This window comes from Stenotrophomonas sp. YJH_SMC_133, from assembly GCF_059370655.1.
The window spans coordinates 87,464-111,169 of sequence record NZ_JCAFTW010000001.1 but is presented as its reverse complement, the minus strand read 5'-3'; the positions used below and the strand labels follow the sequence as shown (position 1 = coordinate 111,169).

Sequence of the window (23,706 nt, the reverse complement as noted above, 5' to 3'; positions counted from 1 at the left end):
CTTTGATTTTCTTTTTTCTTCTCCGTGGCTGGACGCACACGGAAACTGTCAGAGGTCGGGCGGGGGGGATTCGCGGGGGTGTCCGCGGCATGGATGCCGCGGCCAAGCCTCCACGGACGGATTCACGGCGTCCCCCGCGAACCCACCCCGCCCGGCCAAGCGCGGCTTTTGCTTTACGCGACCAACCCCACAGCCACGAGGGGCTGCGCCGTTTGCTGGAACACCCTGTTACCCATACGGGGCATGTGCCCGTCACAGCTGCATGCGATGCTGACCGCCTGATCCCTGCCAGCGAGAACGCCCGCATGACCACCATCATCGCCCCGCGCGTGCACGACATCGGCGGACTCGAAGTCCGTCGCGCCGTCCCCACCCTGCAGGCGCGCAGCATCGGCTCGTTCGTGTTCGTCGACCAGATGGGCCCGGCGCTCATGCACCCCGGCACCGCCATCGACGTGCGCCCGCATCCGCATATCGGCCTGGCCACGGTCACCTACCTGTGGTCGGGCGCCATCGGCCATCGCGACACACTCGGTTCGGACCAGGTGATCCGACCCGGAGACGTCAACTGGATGACCGCTGGCCGCGGCATCGCCCATTCCGAGCGCACGCCGCAGCCGGACCGCGATCACGACAACCCGATCCACGGCATGCAGACCTGGGTGGCGCTGCCGAAGTCGCATGAAGAGATCGAGCCGGCGTTCTACCACCATGCCGCTGCCACCCTGCCCGAGCAGCGTCGCAACGGTGCCTGGCTGCGCGTCATCGCCGGCCGCGCCTATGGCGAGGAATCGCCGGTGAAGGTGTTCGCCGACACCCTCAACGTGGCGATCGATCTCGACCCGGATGCGGAAATCGATATCGACGACGGCCACCGCGAGCGCGCGCTGTACATCCTCGAAGGCGACGCACAGCTGGATGGCGTGGACATCCCTGCACAGCATCTGGTGATTCCCGAGGCCGGCGCACGCGGCCGCCTGCGCGCGAAGACGCCGGTGAAGGCGATGCTGTTCGGTGGCGAGCCGCTGGATGGCCCGCGTCACCTGTGGTGGAACTTCGTGTCCAGCTCGAAGGAACGCATCGAGCAGGCCAAGCACGATTGGGAGGCCGGCCGCTTCGGCACCATTCCGGGCGACGACAAGGAATTCATCCCGCTGCCGCAGTACTGAACATCGCGTGTTGCACACATCCGAAGGTGTATGCCTGCACCGGCGTTGACGCTACAGTCACCCGCTGATCATTGAAATGTGACATAAATCACACTTTCGACCGTCAAAGGAGTGCAACACATGAGCATGGGTAAACGCTTGTCCGCCGAATTCCTAGGCACGTTCTGGCTGGTTCTGGGTGGCTGCGGCAGTGCGGTGCTGGCCGCCAAGTTCGGCGGTGACAGCAATCCGCTGGGTATCGGGTTCCTCGGCGTGGCGCTCGCCTTCGGCCTGACCGTGGTGACCGGCGCCTATGCGTTCGGCCATATCTCCGGCGCGCACTTCAATCCGGCGGTCAGCGTCGGCCTGTGGGCCGGTGGCCGCTTCCCGACCAAGGACCTGGTGCCGTACATCATCGCCCAGGTGGCTGGTGGCCTGTTCGCCGGCTTCATCCTGCTGCAGATCGCCTCGGGGGCCAGCGGCTTCGCCATCGACTGCAGCCAGGCCGGTGCGTTCGCCAGCAATGGCTATGGTGCGCTGTCACCCGGCGGTTACAGCGTGGCGGCGGCCTTCCTGTGCGAAGTGGTGCTGACCGCCGTGTTCCTGATCGTGATCATGGGCGCCACCCACGGCAAGGCACCGGCTGGCTTCGCGCCGCTGGCGATCGGCCTGTCGCTGACCCTGATCCATCTGATCAGCATCCCGGTCACCAACACCTCGGTGAACCCGGCCCGCTCCACCGCCGTGGCCTTCTTCGCCGGCAGCGGGGCGGTCAGCCAGCTGTGGCTGTTCTGGGTCGCCCCGCTGCTGGGCGGTGCGATCGGCGGCATCATCTACAAGTGGCTCGGCAACGACCGCTGAGGCCTGTGCGGACCATTGCGGCTGACCTTCGGCCGCAATGGTTACGCTTGTAACCGCAATTTGTGCGATCGCTCACGTTCCGTTAAGGTTGAGTTGACCGTCCGTGCACATGCCGGCCGGCGGGGCATCCGGGGATGGGATGCCAAGGCCGCCGGTCCATCCGACGGAGCCACGACACACCACCTTGGGGGATGCATGAAGTTCGCGCCTGTAGTGTTGTCGAGCCTGCTGTTCGCTGCGGCCCAGGCCGCCGCGCAGGCTCCCACCGAATGTCCTTCATTGCCGGCCAACAGCGGCCTGCAGTGGCAACAGCAGGCACAGGCCGATTTCCTGGTCTGCCGTGCCAGCACCAGCGATGGCCGCGAGGTACTGAGCCTGATGCTCAGTGCACGCGATCCCAACCTTCCATTGAACCGCTCGCTGCGCCACGAAAAGGGCAGCTTCGGCGGTGAATCACTGTACTGGTACCAGCCCGATCTGGGAGGCCAGCAGCCGCCCGGTTATGCCGAGCGCCGCATCAGCGTGGTCAAGCTCGACAAAGGGCGTTACGCGCAGATTTCGCTGTATCCGGACAGCGCGCAGGAACTGGGTTCGCTGCAACAGCTGGCGCAGGGGATGAGCCTGACCCCGTCGGCCGTGGCTGCCGGGAACTGACGATGGCGGGGATGACTGCCTTGCAGCATCCCCGCAATGCGAGCCGACCTGACGGTAGTGCCGGCCGCTGGCCGGCACCTCGATCCGCCGTGACCGCAGGCAGTTGCCGGCCAGCGGCCGGCACCGCCTCAGAACTTGCCTTCCTGGAAATCGACGAAGGCCTGCATGAGTTCCTGCCGCGTGTTCATCACGAACGGGCCATGGCGCATCACCGGTTCTCGCAACGGACGACCAGCCACCAGGATCAGCCGCGCACCCTCGCTGCCGGCCGACAGATGCAGCTGCTCGCCACCGCCCAGCACCGCCAGTTCCTGGCGGGCGACGTCGCGCGCCGCGTCCTGCTCACCCACCGTCACCGCACCTTCGAACACATACGCGAAGGCGTTGTGCCCTTCCGGCAAGGCATAGGTCCAGGCGCGATCCGGGGCCAGCGTGATGTCCAGGTACAGCGGATCGGTGGCCGGCTGCACGATCGGGCCCTGCGTGCCATCCACGTTGCCGGCGATCACCTTCACTTCCACGCCGGCGTCCGGCCGCACCACGGGAATGCGCTCGGGCGCGAACTCCTGGTACTTCGGCTCGGTCATCTTCTCTTTCGCCGGCAGGTTCACCCACAGCTGGAAGCCGCGCATCTGACCGCTTTCCTGCTCGGGCATTTCCGAATGCACCAGGCCACGGCCTGCGGTCATCCACTGCACGCTGCCCGGGGTAAGCAGGCCCTCGTTGCCGTGGTTGTCGCGATGCCGCATGCGCCCGTCGAGCATGTAGGTGACGGTCTCGAAACCGCGATGCGGATGCTCCGGGAAGCCGGCGATGTAGTCCTCGGCACGGTCGGTGCCGAATTCATCGAGCAGCAGGAACGGGTCCAGGTCAGGCAGCGTCGGGCCGCCGATGACGCGGGTCAGGCGCACGCCGGCACCGTCGGAGGTGGGCATGCCACGGATGGTCCGCAATACGCGGACCGGTTCGGGAAAGCTCATGGCGACTCCTGTTGGATGGATGCCACTGAAGATGGACGCCACATGGCCGCACGCCAATGGACGGCGCCGCAACCGATTGTTCCATCCCTGATGTTCGCTGCATGTCAGCACAACAAGCGTACGACCAAAGTACTACCGCCGATTCGTCCTGTGCCAATTGACCCTGCCGAGGGCACGCGGGACTCTTTGACTGTCTTTCCGGGAGAGAGCACCTCATGAAAGGGTTTTCCAAAATAGGCTGGGCGGTACTCGCCCTGCTCGGCGCCTTCTGTCTGGGCACCGTGGCCCTGCGCCGCGGCGAACACATCAATGCCCTGTGGATCGTCGTCGCCGCCGTTTCGCTGTACCTGGTGGCCTACCGCTTCTACAGCCTGTTCATCGCCAACAAGGTGATGCAGCTGGATCCGACCCGGGCCACCCCGGCGGTGATCAACAACGATGGCCTGGACTACGTGCCGACCAACAAGCACGTGCTGTTCGGTCACCATTTCGCAGCCATTGCCGGTGCCGGCCCGCTGGTGGGACCGGTGCTGGCCGCACAGATGGGCTACCTGCCCGGCCTGCTGTGGCTGGTGGTGGGCGTGGTGCTGGCCGGCGCGGTGCAGGACTTCATGGTCCTGTTCCTGTCCAGCCGCCGCAACGGCCGCTCCCTGGGCGATCTTGTGCGGGAAGAGATGGGCCAGGTGCCCGGCACCATCGCGCTGTTCGGTGCGTTCCTGATCATGATCATCATCCTGGCGGTGCTGGCGATGGTGGTGGTCAAGGCGCTGGCCGAAAGCCCGTGGGGCATGTTCACGGTGATCGCGACGATGCCCATCGCGATCCTGATGGGCGTGTACATGCGCTACATCCGCCCCGGCAGGATCGGCGAGATTTCGGTGGTCGGCCTGATCCTGCTGCTGGCCGCGATCTGGTACGGCGGCAAGGTCGCCGCCGATCCGGTCTGGGGCCCGGCCTTCACCTTCACCGGCACCCAGATCACCTGGATGCTGATCGGTTACGGCTTCGTTGCCTCGGTGCTGCCGGTGTGGCTGCTGCTGGCCCCCCGCGATTACCTGTCGACCTTCCTCAAGATCGGCACCATCATCGCGCTGGCCGTCGGCATCCTGATTGTGATGCCGGAACTGAAGATGCCGGCGCTGACCCAGTTCGCTGCCAGTGGTGATGGCCCGGTGTGGAAGGGCGGCATGTTCCCGTTCCTGTTCATCACCATCGCCTGCGGTGCGGTCTCCGGCTTCCACGCGTTGATTTCCTCCGGCACCACGCCGAAGCTGCTGGCCAATGAAGCGCACATGCGCTACATCGGCTACGGCGGCATGCTGATGGAATCGTTCGTGGCGGTGATGGCGCTGGTGGCGGCCTCGATCATCGATCCGGGCATCTACTTCGCGATGAACAGCCCGGCGGCGGTGATCGGTGCCGATGCGGCCTCGGCGGCGCACTACATCACCAACACCTGGGGCTTCACCATCACGCCCGAGCAGCTGACCGCGACCGCGGCGGCCATTGGTGAACCGACCATCCTGCATCGCGCAGGTGGCGCACCGACACTGGCGGTGGGCATCGCGCAGATCCTGCACGAAGCGATTCCCAGTGGCAGCGACGCGATGATGGCGTTCTGGTACCACTTCGCGATCCTGTTCGAAGCGTTGTTCATCCTCACGGCAGTCGACGCTGGCACCCGTGCCGGTCGCTTCATGCTGCAGGACCTGCTGGGCAACTTCGTGCCGGCCCTGAAGAAGACCGAATCGTGGACCGCCAACATCATCGGTACCGCCGGCTGCGTGGCGCTGTGGGGCTACCTGCTCTACACCGGTGTGGTCGATCCGTTCGGTGGCATCCAGACGCTGTGGCCGCTGTTCGGCATCTCCAACCAGATGCTGGCGGGTATCGCGCTGATGCTGGGCACGGTGGTGCTGTTCAAGATGAAGCGTGACCGCTATGCGTGGGTGACGGCCGTGCCGGCCATCTGGCTGCTGATCTGCACCACTTACGCCGGCTTCATCAAGATCTTCGACAGCAATCCGGCGCAGGGCTTCCTGGCCCAGGCACACAAGTTCCAGGCCGCCCTCGCCAGCGACACCATCACGGCACCGGCCAAATCGGTGGCGCAGATGAAGCAGATCGTGGTCAACGCCTACGTCAACACCGGCCTGACCGCGCTGTTCCTGCTGGTGGTGGGCGCAGTGCTGGTGTATTCGATCAAGACCATCCTGGCGGCCCGCCGCAATCCGCAGCGCAGCGACCGCGAGACCCCGTACGTGGCGCTGAAGCCGCATGAAATGGTGGATCTGTGATGAGCACGCAACTGGTTCCCGCCGGCCAGTACCAGGCACACCGCCGCATCTGGCGGCGCCTGGTGCAGACCGCCCGACTGTGCTGTGGCATTCCTGATTACGACAACTACGTCCGGCACATGCTGGAAAAGCATCCGGACCAGGAGCCGATGGATTACAAGACGTTCTTCCGCGAGCGCCAGGAAGCGCGCTACGGCGGACGCAACGGTGGTCGCTGCTGTTGAGGTTCCAGGGTGGGTGCCGGGCTTGCAGCCCGGCGCCCGCAGAGGCCGGAGCAACGGCAACAGCTGAGGCGTCGGCTCTGGGTTTCTGTGTGCTTGGCGGGGTGGTGTCGGATGGCGGGGACGCCGTAAACCCATCCCTGGGGGCTTGGCCGCGGCATCCATGCCGCGGACACCCCGCCATCCGACACCACCCCACCTTCGACAGATTTCCGGTGACGGCGAGATGCATCAGGGGTCAGATCCGTTTCCTCCGGGAAACGGATCTGACCCCTTCCATGTTCATGGAGGCCCATGAAATGCATCCACGCATGGCGTGGATCTACGCAAGCATGACGCCGGGGCGGCCCGGACTCAGCCGTTGGCCATCCACTTCAGGATCAGGCCAGTGACATAGGCCAGCCCGGTGCCGGTGGCGTAGCCCACCGTGCCCAGCAGCACGCCCACCGGAGCCAGCGTCGGATGGAACGCCGCGGCCACCACGGGGGCCGAAGCGGCTGCGCCGATGTTGCCCTGCGAACCGATCGCGAAGAAGAACAGCGGCGCGCGCAGCAGCTTGGCCACCACCCACAGCACCAGCACATGCGTGGCCATCCAGATCGCGCCGAGCAGGAACAGCCACGGCCGGTCCAGCAGCGACAGCAGGTTCATCTGCATGCCGATGCAGGCGATCAGGAAGTACAGGAACACCGTGCCCAGCCGCGAAGCGCCCGCAGCTTCCAGCCGGCGCGCACGGGTGAAGCTCAGGCCCAGGCCCATCGCTGTCGACAGCAGGATCACCCACACGAACTGGCTGTCCAGGCTGAACTGGCTGGCCCAGCTGACATTGGCCTTGAACCAGCCCGCCAGCGGCGCGGCGATGGCATGGGCCAGGCCGACGCCGCCCAGTGCCACGCCGACGATCACCATCAGGTCGGTCATGCTGGGAATGCGCGCGTTCTGCGCCTCGTAGGCACTGATGCGCGACTTCATCTCATCGATGGCACGGGTATCGGCACCGTTGCGGGTATCGATCTGCTGCGCGCGGTTGGCCAGGAACAGCAGGATGGCCATCCACAGGCTGGCGCAGGCCACGTCGACCACCGCGAACTGGCCGAAGGTGGTGGCATCGGTGCCGAACACTTCGCGCATGGCCACCATGTTGGCGCCGCCGCCGATCCAGCTGCCGGCCAGCGCCGCCATGCCGGCCCAGGTATCACCGGCCACGGTTTCGGGGTGGATCAGCTTCATCAGCTGGAACGAGACGATGGCGCCGAGCATGATGCCGGCGGTACCGGCGCAGAACACGATCAGCAGTTTCGGGCCGAGCTTGGCAATACCCTTGAGGTCGATCGACAGGGTCAGCAGGACCAGCGCGGCCGGCAGCAGCACGTCACGCGCGACCGGGTTGTACAGCGAGGTGTTGTGGCCGTCGATGACACCGGCGGTGTTGTAGATGGCGGGGACGAAGTAGCACAGCAGCAGCGCCGGCACCCAGGCGAAGATCTTCTTCAACAACGGGGTCGGGCCACTGGCAGCCCAGAAGATCAGGGCCAGGGTGGCGGCAATCAGGCCCAGGCCAACGATGTCGTTGCTGATCAGGGCAGTAGCGGGTTCGGTCGGCATGGGATCCTCTGTCGATCGAAAGAGCGGGAAAAAAAAGCGCCGCATGAAGCGGCGCACCCCGAGATTAACATTGTCTTCACGCCGGGTCATGCTGCAGTGCCGGCTGCCCTTTCCCGGAGCCACTCCCATGCAGCTCGGCGCCTTCTCCGTCAGCCTCTCGGTCAGGGACCTGGCGGCCTCCCGCAGCTTCTACGAAGCACTGGGCTTCTCGGTGACCGGTGGCGAGCCGGCGCAGAACTGGCTGGTGATGCGCAACAACGGCGTTGTCATCGGCCTGTTCCAGGGCATGTTCGAGGGCAACCTGCTCACCTTCAACCCGGGCTGGGACCAGCACAAGCAGGAACTGCCCCACTTCCAGGATGTACGTGAACTGCAGGCGGAACTGGATGCGAAGGGCATTGAACTGGCGGTGCGTACCGACCCTCGTGGGCGGGGCACCGGCTACCTGCAGTTGGCCGATCCCGACGGCAATGTGATCCTGATCGACCAGCATGTGGCGCAGCCGAACGGCCGGTAATGCGAACGGACATTGCGTGGGCAGGCGTCGACCTTGGTCGACGGGCAGCATGCCAACCAAGGTTTGCATCTACCAGGACGGCCGGTTCAGGCCGGACGTGAAGCGCTGAAATCGAGCGTGGCGCGCGTGCCACGCGGCTCGCAGGGCTGCAGCTGCAGGGTCCAGCCAAGGTGCTCGCAGAGCCGGGCGATCAGGTCCAGGCCGATGCCGCCGCCACGGTCGGCGCGCTCGCCACGGGCCATCCGCGCGTGGATCGCCGCAATCTCCTCCGGGCTCATGCCATGCCCCGGGTCCTGCAGGGTCAGCACCGCCGACGAGCTCAGGCGCAACTCAATGTGGCCACGCCCACTGTTCTCGATGGCATTGCGCAGCAGGTTGCCGATCGCGGCCTGCACGACGGCCAGCGGCGCGACAATATCCACCGGGGCCGCCTGGATGCCGATGCTCAGGTCCTTGTCACCGAGCAGGTGGCGATGGTCGTCGACGATTTCCGGCAGCAGCTGGTCCAGGGCGATGCGCTCGGCGCGTGCGGCCAGGCGCGCCGGGTCACGGGCCAGCACCAGCAGCAGTTCGATCAGCTGCTCCACGCTCTGCGCGGTGCGCAGCACGCGTTGCATCTGCTGGCGCGCGCGCTCGGGCAGGCCCGGCTGTTCCAGTGCCAGCTCTGCGGCACCGGTCATCACCGCAATCGGCGTACGCAGCTCGTGGCTGGCGGTGCTGATGAACACCCGCTCGCGTTCGACAAACTGCTCGTTGCGGTCCAGATAGTCGTTCAGTGCATCGGCAATGGTGTGCAGCTCGGAGCTGCCGCGCGGGTCGACCTCGATGCGCTGGCCCTGGACGCCCGGCCGCAGCGCGGCGATGTGCTGCGCCAGCAGGCTCAACGGGCGCACCATGCGTTCCATGCCGAACGACGCCATCAGCACGGTGACGAAGATCATGATCACCCCGGCCAGCATCACCCAGCGCGTGGCGAACTGTTCCAGGTCATGGAAGTCGGAAATGTCCAGCGCCAGCGCCACCCGCCCCATCGAGCCGGTGTCACGCACCATCACCGCAGTCTGCCGCCCGTTGATCGGCACCCCGTCATGCAGCCCCGGGTGCAGCATGCGCACGCTTTCCGGCATGTTGCCTTCATCGAAGCGGAACAGGCTGAGCGTGTCCGAGTCCTGCCAGCGATAGTGCGGCTCGTGCTCGGTGTGCTCGACGATGCTGTCCAGTTCGGAATTGAGCAGCGCGCGCCAGGCAGCGTGCTCCGCATGTTCATGCACGTAGTTGCCGACGCTGAACACCGCGATCGACAGCAGCGCCAGATAGCCCAGCAACCACCACACCACGCGCCGGTACAACGGCCCCGGCTTACTCGCCTTCATCATCATCCTTGCCGGCATCGCTGGGCGTGGTCACGGCCAAGCGGTAACCCACCCGCGGCAGGGTATGGATCAGTTTCTCGGCGAACGGTCCGTCCACGCTGCGGCGCAGCTCGTAGACATGCGAACGCAGCAGGTCGCCATCCGGCGGTTCGTCGCCCCACAGAGCGAATTCCAGCTGCTGGCGGGTCACCGCGCCGGGGCTGGCGCGCATGAGCACTTCCAGCAGCTTGCGGCAGGCCGGGTACAGGTGCAGCACCTGGGTGCCGCGCTGGGCTTCCAGGGTGGCCAGATCCAGCACCAGATCGCCCACCTGCAGGCGCTTGCGCGGGTTGCGGCCCTGCGCACGCAGCAGCAGCGCTTCCAGCCGCACCTCCAGCTCCGGGAGTGCGAACGGCTTGGTCAGGTAGTCGTCGGCACCGGCGCGGAAGCCCGCAATCTTGTCCGGCAGCTCGTCACGCGCGGTCAGCATGATCACCGGCACTTCCGATGCATGCTCGGCGCGCAGCCGGCGCAGCACCTCCGGGCCCTCCATGCGCGGCAGCATCCAGTCCAGGATGACGGCGTCATACGGATGGCTCCCGGCCAGGTGCAGTCCGGTGATGCCATCCGGCGCCACGTCGAGCACGTGCCCGCGCGACTCGAAATAGTCGAACAGGTTGGCCACCAGCTGGCGGTTGTCCTCGATCACCAACAGACGCATGCACGAAACATCCACGGAAGTTCGTACCATGGTAGCGCCGCACATGTCGGAATGCGGTCGCCCCGGCGCCGCTCTGACGCTTTTCCCACCCCTGCCACCTCAGAATGGCCGTTTTGCTCCCGGAGCCTGCCGTGCCCGTAGCCCTGCCCCGCCGTTGGCGCCTGCCCCCGTTGTGGCTGCTGATCATTGCTGCGCTGGCAGCGGGGATCGGCCTTCGGCAGCCGCAGCCGCCGGACGAGCCGCGCTTCGTGCTGGCGGCCCGGACCATGGTCGAGAGCGGGCAATGGCTGCTGCCGCACCGTGGCGTGGAACTGTATGCGGAGAAGCCACCCGTCTTCATGTGGCTGCAGGCCGCCGCCTACGAGATCGTCGGCAGCTGGCAGTGGTCCTTCCTGCTGCCGTCGTTGCTGGGCGCCCTGCTCAGCCTGTGGCTGGTGTCGGACCTGGCGCGGCGGCTGTGGTCGCCACGACATTCCATCTACGCCCTCGCTGCGCTGTTCTGCACCCTGCAGTTCGGGCTGATGGCCAAGCGTGCGCAGATCGACATGGTGCTGGTGGGCATGACCACCGTGGCCCTCTGGGGCCTGATGCGTCATCTGTGTGAACGCCGCAACCTGCCCGCCCTGTGGCTGGCCGGCTTCGCCGCAGGCGTCGGCACGGTGACCAAGGGCGTGGGGTTCCTGCCGCTGCTGATGGTGCTGCCCTGGTTCGGCTGGTGGCTGTACCAGCGCCGCCGCGGACGCACGGTGGAAGGTCCGCATCCGGCAACCCTGCTCTGGCTGATCCCGGCCTTCCTGCTGGGTGTCGGGGTGTGGCTGGCGCCGCTGGGCTGGGCCCTGCTGCACACGCCCAGTGCCGAACTGCAGGCTTATGCGCACGAGCTGCTGTTCAAGCAGACCGGCACCCGTTATGCCAATGCGTGGCACCACCGGCAGCCCGCCTGGTATTACCTGCAGGTGATCCTTACCCTATGGCTGCCGGGCAGCCTGCTGCTGCCGATGCTGTTCAAGCCCTGGTGGCGCCGTATCCGCCGTGGCGACCGCCGCCAGTGGCTGCTGCTGGGCTGGGCCGTGCTGGTACTGGTGTTCTTCAGCGCCAGCCCGGGCAAGCGCGAGGTGTATCTGTTGCCGATGCTGCCGGCGATGGCACTGGCGGTGGCGCCGCTGCTGCCCGGCCTGCTGCGCCGCCTGTGCGTGCGCCGCTACCTGTTCGGCTACAGCGTGGTGCTGATGCTGGCCACTGGCACGCTGGGCGTGATGCTGCTGACCGAACACGCTTGGGCGGTGGCCCAGCTGGAACGCCGCGCCATGCCCGATACCCTGCTGCCGGTGCTGGGCGATGGCCTGCTGACCTTCGCCATCGCGCTGGCCACGCTGATCGTGTGGTTGCGGGTGCGCCGCGCGGCGACGCTGGTGCTGCTGACCCACGGCATGCTGTGGATGCTCTACGGCCTGGTACTGATCCCGGCGCTGGATCCCTATGCATCGGCGTCAGCGCTGATGCGCCGGGTCGGCGCGCGGATCGGACCGGATGCCGAACTGGCGCTGGTGGCCTGGCGCGAGCAGAACCTGCTGCAGGCCGACCGCCCGGTACGCGAATTCGGCTTCAAGCGGCCCTGGGCAGAGCAATGGCATGACGCCGGCCCTTGGCTCGCTGAGGCGCCGGACAAGCGCTGGCTGCTGGTGCTGGACGATGCGATGAGCCCCTGCGTGGATCCGGCCAAAGTGATCGACATCGGTGTTGCCAACAGGAATCGTTGGCAACTGCTTCCCGGTACCGCATGGAACCCGGAGTGTCACGCCGAGCGGACAGGATCGACTGCCGAAGAAGACTGAACGTTGACATGCGCCTGGGACTCATTAACCCGGCGCGAACGGGCGTCCGACCCTTCTCCGACATCAAGGTGACGAGCATGAGCGCGGATTCCCGAACCGCCCCTTCCCAGCATGCCCGTCCGTCCCCTTGATTCGGTAGCGCCGCTTGCGACATCACCACTGGCGTCTCGATTTGCGGTAACTCACCTCTGGCTGCCTGTCGCAATCGGCCTGCCATTGTTTACGCTGCTGATGGACTTCGGCGGTGATCAATGGGTGGCCGATCACCTGTTCCGTCTTGAAGGCAGCCACTGGGCGCTGCAGGACGCCTGGATCACCCGCAGCGTCGTGCACAAGGCCGGCAAATGGTTGAGCACGGCGGCAGCGCTGGTCGTGACCCTGCTGTGCTTCCACCACTGGCGTAGGGGTCGCGATCGCACCCTGCAATGGGCGCTGCTTTATGTCGTGATTGCCATGGCACTGGGCACCGGCGTGATCTCCCTGCTGAAGTCGCTGGTGCCGATGGAATGCCCCTGGGACCTGCTGCGCTACGGTGGCCACCAGCCTTTCATCGGTCTGTTCACCCTGCGCCCGGAAGGCATGCCGGCACAGGCCTGCTTCCCGGCAGGCCACGCCAGCGCAGGCTATGCGTGGCTCTGCCTGTATTTCTTCGCGTTGCTGTGGCGGCCGTCCTGGCGCTGGACCGGGCTCTGGATCGGCCTCGGCACCGGCCTGGTGTTCGGGATCAGCCAGCAGTTGCGGGGCGCCCATTTCCTTTCGCATGACATCGCCACCGCGTTGATATGTTGGCTGCTTTCGTTGGGCCTGTATGTTCTGATCCACCGTCAGCTGGACCGTCCCCACCGCCAGGAGGCAAACGCATGAGTGCATCGGTCCAACGCTCCGCCCGCCTCCCCACCCTTGCGGGTCTTCGCAACTGGCGGCCGCAGCTCTCCACGGAAGCACTGATCGCGCTGACCAGCCTGTTCTTCGCGGTGGCCGGCAACGGCCTGTTCTGGCACAGCGCGATGGCGAGCCATCCGGGCAGCCTGCGTTACGCGCTTTCGCTGCTGCTGTTGCTGCTGGGCGCGCACGGCGTGCTGCTGGGCATCCTGGTCTGGCGCTGGAATGCCAAAGTGGCAATCAGCCTGTTGCTGCTGGTGACGGCGTTCGCTGCGCACTACATGAGCCGCTACCACATCTATCTGGATGCGGACATGCTGCGCAACGTGCTGGCGACCGACCCGAAGGAGAGCCGCGAGCTGATGACCGTATCGCTGCTGTGGCCGCTGCTGCTGCTGGCCGTGCTGCCGATGGTGGTGCTGTGGCGCGTGCAGCTGCGCCGACGCAGTTGGGGCCGCAGCCTGCTGTGGCGACTCGGCTTCCTGGTCGTGGCGGCGGCGACCGCAGTTGGCGGTGCGCTGATCTCGTTCCAGGATGTCTCGGCGCTGATGCGCAACCAGCGCGAAGTACGCTATCTCGCCACACCGGCCAACGTGCTGCTCGGTATGCCGCGCGCGCTGCGTGGCGACAATCCGGTGCAGCGCGCGCCGAAGCTGCCGATCGGCACCGACGCCAAGGCCACGCCACGCGCCCTGGCCAGCAAGCCGCGCCTGCTGGTGATCGTCATGGGCGAGACCGTGCGCGCGCAGAACTGGGGGCTCAACGGCGGCCGCAACACCACCCCGGAGTTGGCCCAGGCACCGGTGATCAACTTCCCCGACATGCACTCCTGCGGCACCAGCACCGAAGTGTCGCTGCCGTGCCTGTTCTCGCCGTGGGGACGCCACGACTACGATGAAAAGAAGATCCGTGCACACCAGTCGCTGCTGCACGTACTGAACCGCGCCGGCATCGCACCGTTGTGGCGTGACAACCAGTCCGGCTGCAAGGGCGTCTGCGAAGGGCTGGAGTTCCAGTCGCTGTCCGATGCGACCACCCCGGGGCTGTGCGCCGATGGCCGCTGCATGGACGAGATCCTGCTGCAGGACCTGGCCACCCAGGTGCGTGCCAAGCCAGGCGACCGCGTGGTGGTGCTGCACCAGCTGGGCAACCACGGCCCGGCCTACTTCGAGCGTTACCCGGCAGCCTTCGCGCGCTTCAAGCCAACATGCGACACCCGTGACATCGGCCGTTGCTCTCGCGAAGAGATCACCAACAGCTATGACAACGCGGTGTTGTACACCGATCATTTCCTGAGCAAGACCATCGGCACCCTGCAGGGCATGCAGGATTACGACACGGCGATGATCTACCTGTCCGACCATGGTGAATCGCTGGGCGAGAAGGGCCTGTTCCTGCATGGCGTGCCGTATGCGATCGCTCCGGCCGAGCAGACCCGCGTACCGATGACGATGTGGTTCTCGCCGGGCTTCGCCAGCAGCCGTGGGTTGGACCTGCAGTGCGTGCGCAAGCGTTCGGCGGCGTATACCGACCACGACAACCTGTTCCCGTCGGTGCTGGGCCTGATGCAGGTCAAGACCTCGCTGTACGAGCGCGATCGCGACCTGTTCGCCAACTGCGAAGGTTGAGGGTTGTTCGGCAGGGCTTTCAGCCCTGCACCCGCGGTAGTGCCGGCCGCTGGTCGGCAGCCTCGACAGCAACAGCAACAGCAACAGCAACAGCAAATGCTGGCATTCCGTGGATTGGCGGGGTGGGTCCGGTGGCGGGGGACGCTGCAAGTACGTCCATGTAAGCTCGGTCGCCGCATCCATGCGGCTCACGCCCCCGCCACCGGACCCACCCCGCCTTCGACAGTTTTCCGCGCTCTGTTGGACATGCCGATGGGGTCGGATCCGTTTTCCGTAGGAAAACGGATCCGACCCCATTTTGATTGTCGATATCTGACAGATGTGTCGACCAAGGTCGACACCTACCGACAGCACATGGAATCTGTCAGAGGTGGGGCGGTGTCGGAGTGCGGGGTGTCAGCCGCATGGATGCGGCTGCCAAGCCTACACGGACGTACTTGCGGCGTCCCCGCACTCCGACACCGCCCCGCCAAACCACGGATAGTCCGCTGTTGCTTCGGCCTTCGCCGTTGCTTGAAAGCCTCTGCGGGTGCCGGGCGCCGCCCGGCCGACTTCCGCCACTTGCGGTCGCAGCCACTGCCCACTAGCCTTCGGCCGTCGTTCACCACCCAAGGACCGCCCGTGAAACACCGTCATCTCCTGCTGGCCTCGGCAATCGCCGCCGCCACGCTGGCCCTGGCCGCCTGCAAGAAGGAAGCTGCCCCAGGCACCGATACCGCCAGCAGCAGCGCCCCGGCCGGCGAAACCGCCGACCAGTTCGTGGCCCGCATCAATGCCGAATTCAAGGCCGCCTACCCGGAGATGACCTCGGCGCAGTGGCTGTCTTCCACCTACATCAACAGTGATTCCGAACGCATCGCGGCCAAGGCCAACGAGCGCTCGCTGACCCAGCTCAACAGCTGGATCGAACAGGCCGCCAAATTCGATGGCAAGCCGATGAGCGAGGACAGCAAGCGTGCGATCCACCTGCTGAAACTGATGTCCTCGATGCCGGCGCCGCGCGATCCGGCCAAGCTGGCCGAGCTGACCCAGATCGCCACCCGCATGGAAGGCAGCTACGGCGCCGGCAAGTACTGCACCGACGCCAACGATCCGAACTCCTGCCGCCAGCTGGGCGAGCTGGAACAGGTACTGGCGCGCAGCCGCGACTACGACAATCAGCTTGACGCCTGGCAGGGCTGGCACAGCACCACCAAGAGCATGCGCGGCGACTACCAGAAGTTCGTCGGCCTGGTGAACGAAGGCGCCAAGGGCATGGGTTTCACCGATGCCGGCCAGATGTGGCGCAGCGGCTACGACATGCCGCCGGAGCAGATCGGCCCGGAAACCGACCGCCTGTGGGAACAGGTCAAGCCGATGTACGAGCAGCTGCACTGCTACGCGCGCGGCAAGCTGGACAAGACCTATGGCAAGGACAAGGCCGAAGTGGGGAATGGCCTGATCGCCGCGCACCTGCTGGGCAACATGTGGCAGCAGGACTGGTCGAACCTGTGGGACCAGCTGGAACCGTACCCGGGCGCCGGCAGCCTGGACATCACCGCGGCGCTGGAAAAGCAGTACCAGACCAACCTGAGCGCGGCGCTGGCCAAGGCCGGCAAGGATGCGAACGTGGCCGCGCAGTACAAGGCGCAGCGCGAGGCCGAACTGCGTACCGCCAAGCAGATGACCGAGCGCGCGCAGGACTTCTACGTGTCGCTGGGCATGCCGTCGCTGCCGCAGTCCTACTGGGAAAAAACCCAGTTCATCAAGCCTGACGACCGCGACGTGGTCTGCCACGCCAGCGCCTGGGACATGAACATGGAAGGCGACGTGCGCACCAAGATGTGCATCAAGCCGAACGAAGAGAACTTCACCACCATCTACCACGAGCTGGGCCACATCTATTACGACCTGGCCTACAACCCGCTGCCACCGCTGTTCCAGGGCGGTGCCAACGATGGCTTCCATGAAGCGATCGGCGACACCATCGTGCTGGCGATGACGCCCAAGTACCTCAGCTCGATCGGCCTGGTCGATGCGCCGACCGAAAGCCGCGAGGCGGTCATCAACAACCAGATGCGCATGGCGCTGTCAGGCGTGTCGTTCCTGCCGTTCGGGCTGATGATCGACCGCTGGCGCTGGGGCGTGTTCGATGGCTCGATTACTGCCGACAACTACAACAAGGCGTGGTGGGACCTGAAGGCCAAGTACCAGGGCGTGGCGCCGGCCAGCACCCGTGGCGAAGAGTTCTTCGATCCGGGCGCGAAGTACCACGTGCCGGGCAACACTCCGTACACCCGCTACTTCCTGGCGCGCATCCTGCAGTTCCAGTTCTACAAGGGCCTGTGCGACGCGTCCGGCTACAAGGGCCCGCTGCATGAGTGCACCTTCTACGGCAACAAGGAAGCCGGCCAGAAGTACTGGGCGATGCTGAGCAAGGGTGCCAGCCAGCCGTGGCAGGCCACGCTGAAGGAGCTGACCGGTACCGACAAGCTCGATGCCGGCCCGATGATCGAGTACTTCACCCCGGTCAACGAGTGGCTGAAGCAGCAGAACGAAGGCCAGATGTGCGGCTGGCAGGCCAGCGCGGCCCCGGCGGCGAAATGAAAAAAGGGGCGGGTCCGCGAGGATCCGTCCCTTTCTGGTAGTGCCGGCCGCTGGCCGGCAACTACGCGATGAAGACCCAACGGGCAGCCGGCCAGCGGCCGGCTCTACCGAAACGGCAGTCAAAGGCCAGATGTGCGGCTGGCAGGCCAACGCGGCCCCGGCGACGAAATGAAAAAAGGGGCGGATCCGAAAGGATCCGCCCCTTTCCGGTAGTGCCGGCCGCTGGCCGGCAACTACGCGATGAAGACCCAACAGCTGGCAGCCAGCCAGCGGCCGGCTCTACCGCAACAGCGGTCAGCTGTTCTTCTTCGCGGCCATCGCTGCGGCCAGCTCGGCCTTGAATTCCTCGAAGGTCTGGCCCTTCTCCCTGGCTTCGGCCTGTGCGGCATCGCGCAGCGCGTCGGAGTACATCAGGCGCACCGGCGTGCCATTGCGTTCGTGCAGCTCACCGGCCTGCATGATCAGCGCCAGCACCTGTGCGGCGCTTTCGCTGTGGCCGGCAATGCGGCCATCCATGCCCAGCACCCATTCGCCGTCGCGGCGCACGACACCGGCCAGCAGGGTGCGCTGTGCATCGCGCAGTTCCGCATGCGGCTCCACCGGCGAGGCCTGCGCGGCGGCCTTGTTGGCGGCCTGCTTTTCCTGGCGACGGCGCTGGTCGCGGCGGGTCTTGGAGCTGGTGGACATGGTGCGGTACCGCTGCGAAGGGGGGCGCAAGGATAGCGCACCCCGCCCGCAGCACCGCTTCACACCCCTCAGTCCAGCACTTTGCCGTGCCGCCAGTAGCCCATGAAGGTGATCGCGCGGCGGTCCAGCCCGCAGTCGCGCACCAGATGGCGACGGATCGCCATCACCGCCCCCGCCTCGCCCGCCACCCAGGCGTACAGCGGCCCGGCCACCCGGGTATCGGCCTGCTCCCAGAGGATCTGCGTATCGACGTCGATCTCCTCCAGCGCATCGCAGGCAGTCACGCCCGAGGTCGCTGCCAACCGCGCCTGGACCGCCTGCAGCAACCGCTGTCCGTAGGCGGCCTGCCAGCGCGGCAGCCAGACCAGCTCGGCGCTGGAGGGCGCCTTCAGGTGCACCGCATCACCGGCCTGCGCCACCTCCAGCAGCGCCAGCGTGCGCGGTGGGTCGACCATGGCCGCCAGTTCCTCGAGGATGCCGGCCACCGCAGGCAACGCGGTTTCATCGGCCACCAGCAGCACCTGGCCGACACCGGCCGGTGGCTTCCACTCCCAGCCCTCGCTGCTCCCGGCACAGTCGGCGTCCGGGGCCAGCAGCACCACGCGGTCGCCTGGGCGGGCGTGCATGGCCCAGCGCGAGGCGGGGCCGGTTTCGCCATGGATGACGAAATCGACGTCGACCTCGCCCTGCTCGGCGCGCAACTGGCGGATGGTGTAGGTACGCATCGGCGGGCGCTTGTCGTCCGGCAGGGCCCGGTAGCGTGGGTACCAGTCTTCACCGCTGGGGACCTGCGGCACCTCCTGGCCGGGCAAGGGGAAGAACACCTTGATGCGCTGGTCAGGGCCTTCGGTCTTCATCCGCGCCACGTCGGCACCGGTGAACACCATGCGGTCCAGGGAAGGGGAAAGAACGCGGCGCTCCTTCAGCGCCACCTCGAACAGGCGGTAGGTCTGCTGCGCAGCCATGGGGAACCTCATGCAACGACATCGGATTGGCTGGCTGTCGTGCATCCACGCACCGGCTGGCTGGAGTGCCCAGCCTAGTCCGGTCGTTCCTCTTCGCAAGCGTTGCGGGCAAAGCGGCCGGCCCTACCCCTGCGCGCTGCTCAATGGCCCGTGCAGGCCGCCTGTGCCGCGCGTTCACGCTGGTGTTCCCAGTACCAGAACACGAAGCCGGCGGCGAAGAACGCGGCCTGCCCCAGCGCCAGGTGCAGCGGGCTGGCGCTGAGCAGCGGCGACACCACGCCGGCCACCACCGTGCTGATCATCAGCTGCACGAAGGCCTGCAGCGACGAGGCCAGGCCGCGCTGGTGCGGGTACATGTCCAGCACCGCCAGCGCCAGGATCGGGAAGATCAGCGCCATGCCCATGCCACCCAGGAAGATCGGCAGCACCGCCCACGGCAGCACGAACTGCGGCGACAGCGCCACGTAGCCGACATTCAGCAGCACCGACAGCGCACACAGGCCGAAACCAATGGACACCTGGCGGGTGGGCGTGGTGTGCCCGGCCATGCGCCCGGACAGGAACGAGCCGGTGGTCATGCCGCCGATGGTGGGGATGAACAGCCAGGCAAAACCACCCTCGCCCAGATGCAGGTGCTGCATCACGAACACCGGCGCCGAGGAGATGTACAGGAAAATGCCGCCGAAACCGATGCTGCCGGCCAGCGCCAGGCGCAGGAACCGCGGGTTGAAACCGATGCGCACGTAATCACGCAGCAGCACGCGCGGCGACAACGGCACCCGTGCCTCCACCGGATGGGTTTCCGGCAGGTAGCGTGCGGTGGCCGCCAGCAGGAGCAGCGCAAACACCACCAGGAACCAGAAAATCAGTGGCCAGCCGGCGCCACTGAGCAGGATCCAGCCGCCAATGATCGGTGCGATGGCCGGAGCGATGCCGAACAGCATCGATACCTGGCTCATCAGGCGCTGCGCATCGTGGCCGTGGTACAGGTCGCGGATCACCGCGCGGCCGACGATCATGCCGACGCCTGCTGACAGGCCCTGCAGCGCACGGAACGCCAGCAGCGTGGTCAGGTCGGTGGACAGCGCGCAGCCGACCGAAGCGCCGACGAACACCACCAGGCCACCGAGGATCACCCGCTTGCGGCCCCAGGCGTCGGACAGCGGACCGTGCGCCAGGCTCATCAGGCCGTAGAACAGCAGGTACACGCTGATGGTCTGCTGCACCGCCACTTCGTCCACCGCCAGGCGCTGGGCCAGCTGCGGGAACGCGGGGAAGATGGTGTCGATCGAGAACGGACCGAACATGGCCAGGCCGGCGAGCAGCAGGGCCATGCGGCGGGTGGAGGGAGCAACAGCGGCGGTCATGGGAAAGGCGTCCGGCAGGGCCATGCGCGGCACGCACGGCGGGCGCCGGTCCCCTGCAGCAGGGACGGCGCCAGATGAATTCGGGTATCCGCCCATCATAGGTGGGGAATGCGCCTGATGCCATGCAGCAGTGCACAAAACGCACGGACGGGCCATCGGCCATTCAGGCGCGGCCGCCAGGTCCGAAGGCGGCCGCCGCGCCCGCAACGGGCTATAATCGGCGGGCAACACGGTGGGAGAAGCGGAACACCGCTGCCGAAGGCGCAACGCCCGTAATCGCTCAGGCCCGATACCACCCGTAACACAACTCTGGAGAGACCGGTTCGATCCGGCGCCGAAGGGGCACGAAGCTGCGGTCCGCCGCGCTTTTAAACTCTCAGGCAAAAGGACAGAGGGGCGCCCCGCAGACCGCCGACCGGCGGCTTGTGCCCGTGCGTGTGCCCTTTCCTGACGGATCCTTCGCCATGTCCCAGAACACCCCTTCCCTGCGTGAGCTCGAGCACCACAACGCGTTCGTCGAGCGCCACATCGGCCCCAACGACGCCGAGATCGCGCAGATGCTCGACGTCGTCGGCCACGCGTCGCTGGATGCGATGACCGACGCCATCGTGCCGGCCAAGATCAAGTCGCCGGCACCGCTGGCACTGCCGGAGTCGATGACCGAAGTGCAGGCACTGGCGAAGATCCGTGCGATCGCCGACAAGAACACCGTGCTGCGCAGCTTCATCGGCCAGGGTTACTACGGTACCCACACGCCGAACGTGATCCTGCGCAACATCCTGGAAAACCCGGCGTGGTACACCGCCTACACCCCGTACCAGGCGGAAATCTCGCAGGGCCGCATGGAAGCGCTGATCAACTTCCAGACCCTGTGCGCCGACCTGACCGGCATGGAAATCGCCAACGCCTCGCTGCTGGACGAAGCCACCGCCGCCGCCGAAGCGATGACCCTGGCCAAGCGTTCGGCCAAGTCGAAGTCGGACACCTTCTTCGTGCACGACGCCGTGCACCCGCAGACCCTGGAACTGCTGCGCACGCGCGCCGAGCCGATGGGCATCGTGCTGCGCGTCGGCACCCCGGCCGAAGCGCTGGAGTCGGAAGCCTTCGGCCTGCTGCTGCAGTACCCGGATACCTTCGGCCAGGTCGGCGACTACAAGGCGCTGGTCGACGCTGTGCACGCACGTGGCGGCCTGGTGGCCGTGGCCACCGACCTGTTGGCACTGACCCTGCTGGCCGCCCCGGGCGAATGGGGCGCGGACATCGTGGTCGGCAACAGCCAGCGTTTCGGCGTGCCGTTCGGCTTCGGTGGCCCGCACGCCGCCTTCATGGCCTGCCGTGACGCCTACAAGCGCTCGATGCCGGGCCGCCTGATCGGCGTTTCGATCGATGCCCAGGGCAACCCGGCCTACCGCCTGACCCTGCAGACCCGCGAACAGCACATCCGCCGCGAGAAGGCCACCTCCAACATCTGTACCGCGCAGGTGCTGCTGGCGGTGATGGCCTCGATGTACGCCGTTTACCACGGCCCGGAAGGCCTCACCCGCATTGCCCGCCGCACCCATCGACTGGCCTCGATCCTGGCCGCAGCGCTGCGCAATGCCGGCGTGCAGGTCGGTGGCGACTTCTTCGACACCCTGCACGTCACCGGCGTGCATGCCGATGAAATCCATGCCAAAGCACGCGCCGCCGGTTACAACCTGCGCGCGATCGACAGCGACTCGGTCGGCATCAGCCTGGACGAGACCACCACCCGCGCCGACATCGTCGCCGTGGCTGCGGTGTTCGGTGCCACGCTGGACGTCGACGCGCTGGATGCCAGCACCGCCGACGCGCTGCCGGCCGGCCTGCTGCGCCAGTCCGCGTTCCTGACCCACCCGGTGTTCAACACCCACCACAGCGAGCACGAACTGCTGCGCTACCTGCGTTCGCTGGCCGACAAGGACCTGGCGATGGACCGCACGATGATCCCGCTGGGTTCGTGCACCATGAAGCTCAACGCCACCGCCGAGATGATCCCGGTGACCTGGCCGGAGTTCTCGCAGATCCACCCGCTGGTGCCGGCCGACCAGGCGCTGGGCTACAAGGAACTGATCGACACGCTGGAAGCGATGCTGGTCGAATGCACCGGCTACGACGCGGTCAGCCTGCAGCCGAACTCCGGCGCACAGGGCGAGTACGCCGGCCTGCTGGCGATCCGCGCCTACCACCGCTCGCGCGGCGAAGGCCACCGCGACATCTGCCTGATCCCCGATTCGGCGCACGGCACCAACCCGGCCTCGGCGCAGATGTGCGGCATGAAGGTGGTGGTCACCAAGACCGATGCCAACGGCAACGTCGATGTGGAAGACATCCGCCTCAACGCCGAGAAGTACAGCGACCGCCTGGCCGCGATCATGATGACCTACCCGTCCACGCACGGCGTGTTCGAGGAAGAGGTGGTCGAGATCTGCGAGATCATCCACCAGCACGGCGGCCAGGTGTACACCGACGGCGCCAACATGAACGCCCTGGTCGGCGTGGCCAAGCCCGGCAAGTGGGGTTCGGACGTTTCGCACCTGAACCTGCACAAGACCTTCTGCATCCCGCACGGCGGCGGCGGCCCGGGCGTCGGCCCGTGCGCGGTCAAGGAACACCTGGCCCCGTTCCTGCCGGGCAAGCTGGGTGACAACGGCCCGGTCGGCATGGTCAGCGCCGCCAGCTTCGGCAGCGCCTCGATCCTGCCGATCAGCTGGATGTACATCGCGATGATGGGCCGCGAAGGCCTGCGCAAGGCCACCCAGGTCGCGCAGCTCAACGCCAACTACATCGCCAAGCGCCTGGCCCCGCACTTCAAGACCCTGTACACCGGCCGCAACGGCCTGGTAGCACACGAGTGCATCCTCGACGTACGCCCGCTGGAGAAGACCAGCGGCATCGGCGCCGAGGACGTCGCCAAGCGCCTGATCGACTTCGGCTTCCACGCCCCGACCCTGAGCTTCCCGGTGGCCGGCACGCTGATGGTCGAACCGACCGAGAGCGAATCGCTGCACGAGCTGGACCGCTTCATCGACGCGATGATCCAGATCCGCGAGGAGATCACCGCGATCGAAGACGGCCGCCTGGACCGCGAGGACAACCCGCTGAAGAACGCGCCGCACACCGCCACCGCGGTGACCGCCAGCGAGTGGACCCACGCCTACCCGCGCGAACTGGCTGCCTTCCCGCTGGCCAGCCTGAAGCAGAGCAAGTACTGGCCGCCGGTGGCGCGCGTCGACAACGTGTACGGCGACAAGAACGTGATGTGCGCCTGCATCCCGGTCGATGCCTACAAGGATGATGAAGTCGAGGCTTGATTCCTCGCGGCATCGGTAAAGAGAACGGCCCGCGCAAGCGGGCCGTTTTCATGAGGGCGGGTGGACCA

18 protein-coding genes and 1 riboswitch are annotated in these 23,706 nt (G+C 66.5%); of the genes, 11 read left to right on the top strand and 7 right to left on the bottom strand.

What is annotated here, in order from left to right; all coding sequences use genetic code 11:
* The first annotated feature begins 305 nt into the window (after positions 1 to 305).
* From AC5P78_RS00455 to AC5P78_RS00445, 3 genes are all read left to right on the top strand, one after another.
* A complete protein-coding gene (locus tag AC5P78_RS00455) occupies positions 306 to 1,169 on the top strand; it encodes a pirin family protein (RefSeq protein WP_005410608.1) in 864 nt (287 codons plus the stop codon).
* A gap of 120 nt (positions 1,170 to 1,289) precedes the next feature.
* Entirely contained in the window at positions 1,290 to 2,009 is a 720-nt protein-coding gene (gene aqpZ, locus AC5P78_RS00450; RefSeq protein WP_414498629.1) for an aquaporin Z, read from the top strand.
* Positions 2,010 to 2,204: 195 nt separating this feature from the next.
* The gene (locus AC5P78_RS00445) at positions 2,205 to 2,663 is read left to right on the top strand and encodes a hypothetical protein (protein WP_005410610.1); all 459 of its coding nucleotides are present in this window, start codon (positions 2,205 to 2,207) and stop codon (positions 2,661 to 2,663) included.
* A 128-nt stretch (positions 2,664 to 2,791) separates the two neighbouring features.
* On the opposite strand, the gene AC5P78_RS00440 is transcribed toward AC5P78_RS00445, so the two are convergent.
* Entirely contained in the window at positions 2,792 to 3,643 is an 852-nt protein-coding gene (locus AC5P78_RS00440) for a pirin family protein (protein ID WP_033834360.1), read from the bottom strand.
* Between the two features lie 215 nt (positions 3,644 to 3,858).
* On the opposite strand from AC5P78_RS00440, the gene AC5P78_RS00435 reads away from it, so the two are divergent.
* On the top strand, positions 3,859 to 5,940 hold the full coding sequence (locus tag AC5P78_RS00435) for a carbon starvation CstA family protein (protein ID WP_005410612.1): 2,082 nt from the start codon (positions 3,859 to 3,861) through the stop codon (positions 5,938 to 5,940).
* Complete coding sequence (locus AC5P78_RS00430; protein WP_005410613.1) at positions 5,940 to 6,164, top strand: YbdD/YjiX family protein; 225 nt, start codon at positions 5,940 to 5,942, stop codon at positions 6,162 to 6,164. The genes AC5P78_RS00435 and AC5P78_RS00430 overlap by 1 nt, the downstream gene beginning before the upstream one ends.
* Positions 6,165 to 6,515: 351 nt before the next feature.
* On the opposite strand, the gene AC5P78_RS00425 is transcribed toward AC5P78_RS00430, so the two are convergent.
* Positions 6,516 to 7,766 (bottom strand): DUF819 family protein, encoded by a 1,251-nt coding sequence (locus tag AC5P78_RS00425; RefSeq protein ID WP_065183430.1) that lies wholly within the window; start codon positions 7,764 to 7,766, stop codon positions 6,516 to 6,518.
* Positions 7,767 to 7,893: 127 nt separating this feature from the next.
* Here AC5P78_RS00425 and AC5P78_RS00420 point away from each other — a divergent pair, with 127 nt between their 5' ends.
* Complete coding sequence (locus AC5P78_RS00420) at positions 7,894 to 8,283, top strand: VOC family protein (protein WP_065183429.1); 390 nt, start codon at positions 7,894 to 7,896, stop codon at positions 8,281 to 8,283.
* An 86-nt stretch (positions 8,284 to 8,369) separates the two neighbouring features.
* Here AC5P78_RS00420 and AC5P78_RS00415 read toward each other — a convergent pair whose 3' ends face one another.
* Together AC5P78_RS00415 and AC5P78_RS00410 are read right to left on the bottom strand one after the other, a co-directional pair.
* The gene (locus AC5P78_RS00415; protein ID WP_005410616.1) at positions 8,370 to 9,656 is read right to left on the bottom strand and encodes a sensor histidine kinase; all 1,287 of its coding nucleotides are present in this window, start codon (positions 9,654 to 9,656) and stop codon (positions 8,370 to 8,372) included.
* Complete coding sequence (locus AC5P78_RS00410) at positions 9,643 to 10,356, bottom strand: response regulator transcription factor (protein ID WP_005410617.1); 714 nt, start codon at positions 10,354 to 10,356, stop codon at positions 9,643 to 9,645. Before AC5P78_RS00410 ends, AC5P78_RS00415 begins: the two co-directional genes overlap by 14 nt.
* Before the next feature lie 131 nt (positions 10,357 to 10,487).
* Between AC5P78_RS00410 and AC5P78_RS00405 the strand changes: the two genes are divergently transcribed.
* The 4 genes from AC5P78_RS00405 (at position 10,488) to AC5P78_RS00390 (ending at position 17,287) form a co-directional block, all read left to right on the top strand.
* The gene (locus tag AC5P78_RS00405; protein ID WP_049397847.1) at positions 10,488 to 12,191 is read left to right on the top strand and encodes an ArnT family glycosyltransferase; all 1,704 of its coding nucleotides are present in this window, start codon (positions 10,488 to 10,490) and stop codon (positions 12,189 to 12,191) included.
* A gap of 111 nt (positions 12,192 to 12,302) precedes the next feature.
* Positions 12,303 to 13,055 (top strand): phosphatase PAP2 family protein, encoded by a 753-nt coding sequence (locus AC5P78_RS00400; protein ID WP_005410619.1) that lies wholly within the window; start codon positions 12,303 to 12,305, stop codon positions 13,053 to 13,055.
* A complete protein-coding gene (locus AC5P78_RS00395; protein WP_049397846.1) occupies positions 13,052 to 14,701 on the top strand; it encodes a phosphoethanolamine transferase in 1,650 nt (549 codons plus the stop codon). Before AC5P78_RS00400 ends, AC5P78_RS00395 begins: the two co-directional genes overlap by 4 nt.
* Positions 14,702 to 15,322: 621 nt before the next feature.
* Positions 15,323 to 17,287, top strand: coding sequence for a M2 family metallopeptidase (locus AC5P78_RS00390; RefSeq protein WP_049395147.1), 1,965 nt, complete (start codon positions 15,323 to 15,325; stop codon positions 17,285 to 17,287).
* A gap of 294 nt (positions 17,288 to 17,581) precedes the next feature.
* On the opposite strand, the gene AC5P78_RS00385 is transcribed toward AC5P78_RS00390, so the two are convergent.
* The 3 genes from AC5P78_RS00385 to AC5P78_RS00375 all read right to left on the bottom strand — a co-directional run bounded on the left by AC5P78_RS00385 (position 17,582) and on the right by AC5P78_RS00375 (position 20,306).
* A complete protein-coding gene (locus tag AC5P78_RS00385; protein WP_005410623.1) occupies positions 17,582 to 17,974 on the bottom strand; it encodes a hypothetical protein in 393 nt (130 codons plus the stop codon).
* 68 nt (positions 17,975 to 18,042) lie between these two features.
* The gene (locus AC5P78_RS00380; protein ID WP_138970189.1) at positions 18,043 to 18,939 is read right to left on the bottom strand and encodes a siderophore-interacting protein; all 897 of its coding nucleotides are present in this window, start codon (positions 18,937 to 18,939) and stop codon (positions 18,043 to 18,045) included.
* A 140-nt stretch (positions 18,940 to 19,079) separates the two neighbouring features.
* Entirely contained in the window at positions 19,080 to 20,306 is a 1,227-nt protein-coding gene (locus tag AC5P78_RS00375) for a multidrug effflux MFS transporter (RefSeq protein WP_032966071.1), read from the bottom strand.
* Between the two features lie 299 nt (positions 20,307 to 20,605).
* Positions 20,606 to 20,708, top strand: a riboswitch (glycine riboswitch).
* Between the two features lie 62 nt (positions 20,709 to 20,770).
* Here AC5P78_RS00375 and gcvP point away from each other — a divergent pair.
* The gene (gcvP, locus tag AC5P78_RS00370; RefSeq protein ID WP_414498611.1) at positions 20,771 to 23,638 is read left to right on the top strand and encodes an aminomethyl-transferring glycine dehydrogenase; all 2,868 of its coding nucleotides are present in this window, start codon (positions 20,771 to 20,773) and stop codon (positions 23,636 to 23,638) included.
* Positions 23,639 to 23,706 lie beyond the last annotated feature (68 nt).

Coding starts and splice junctions, on each gene's coding strand:
- AC5P78_RS00420 (WP_065183429.1), top strand. CDS start 7,894: ATGCAGCTCGGCGCCTTCTCCGTCAGCCTCTCGGTCAGGGACCTGGCG.
- AC5P78_RS00410 (WP_005410617.1), bottom strand. CDS start 10,356: ATGCGTCTGTTGGTGATCGAGGACAACCGCCAGCTGGTGGCCAACCTG.
- gcvP (WP_414498611.1), top strand. CDS start 20,771: ATGTCCCAGAACACCCCTTCCCTGCGTGAGCTCGAGCACCACAACGCG.
- AC5P78_RS00375 (WP_032966071.1), bottom strand. CDS start 20,306: ATGACCGCCGCTGTTGCTCCCTCCACCCGCCGCATGGCCCTGCTGCTC.
- AC5P78_RS00425 (WP_065183430.1), bottom strand. CDS start 7,766: ATGCCGACCGAACCCGCTACTGCCCTGATCAGCAACGACATCGTTGGC.
- AC5P78_RS00430 (WP_005410613.1), top strand. CDS start 5,940: ATGAGCACGCAACTGGTTCCCGCCGGCCAGTACCAGGCACACCGCCGC.
- AC5P78_RS00400 (WP_005410619.1), top strand. CDS start 12,303: ATGCCCGTCCGTCCCCTTGATTCGGTAGCGCCGCTTGCGACATCACCA.
- aqpZ (WP_414498629.1), top strand. CDS start 1,290: ATGAGCATGGGTAAACGCTTGTCCGCCGAATTCCTAGGCACGTTCTGG.
- AC5P78_RS00380 (WP_138970189.1), bottom strand. CDS start 18,939: ATGGCTGCGCAGCAGACCTACCGCCTGTTCGAGGTGGCGCTGAAGGAG.
- AC5P78_RS00455 (WP_005410608.1), top strand. CDS start 306: ATGACCACCATCATCGCCCCGCGCGTGCACGACATCGGCGGACTCGAA.
- AC5P78_RS00385 (WP_005410623.1), bottom strand. CDS start 17,974: ATGTCCACCAGCTCCAAGACCCGCCGCGACCAGCGCCGTCGCCAGGAA.
- AC5P78_RS00415 (WP_005410616.1), bottom strand. CDS start 9,656: ATGAAGGCGAGTAAGCCGGGGCCGTTGTACCGGCGCGTGGTGTGGTGG.
- AC5P78_RS00395 (WP_049397846.1), top strand. CDS start 13,052: ATGAGTGCATCGGTCCAACGCTCCGCCCGCCTCCCCACCCTTGCGGGT.
- AC5P78_RS00445 (WP_005410610.1), top strand. CDS start 2,205: ATGAAGTTCGCGCCTGTAGTGTTGTCGAGCCTGCTGTTCGCTGCGGCC.
- AC5P78_RS00440 (WP_033834360.1), bottom strand. CDS start 3,643: ATGAGCTTTCCCGAACCGGTCCGCGTATTGCGGACCATCCGTGGCATG.
- AC5P78_RS00435 (WP_005410612.1), top strand. CDS start 3,859: ATGAAAGGGTTTTCCAAAATAGGCTGGGCGGTACTCGCCCTGCTCGGC.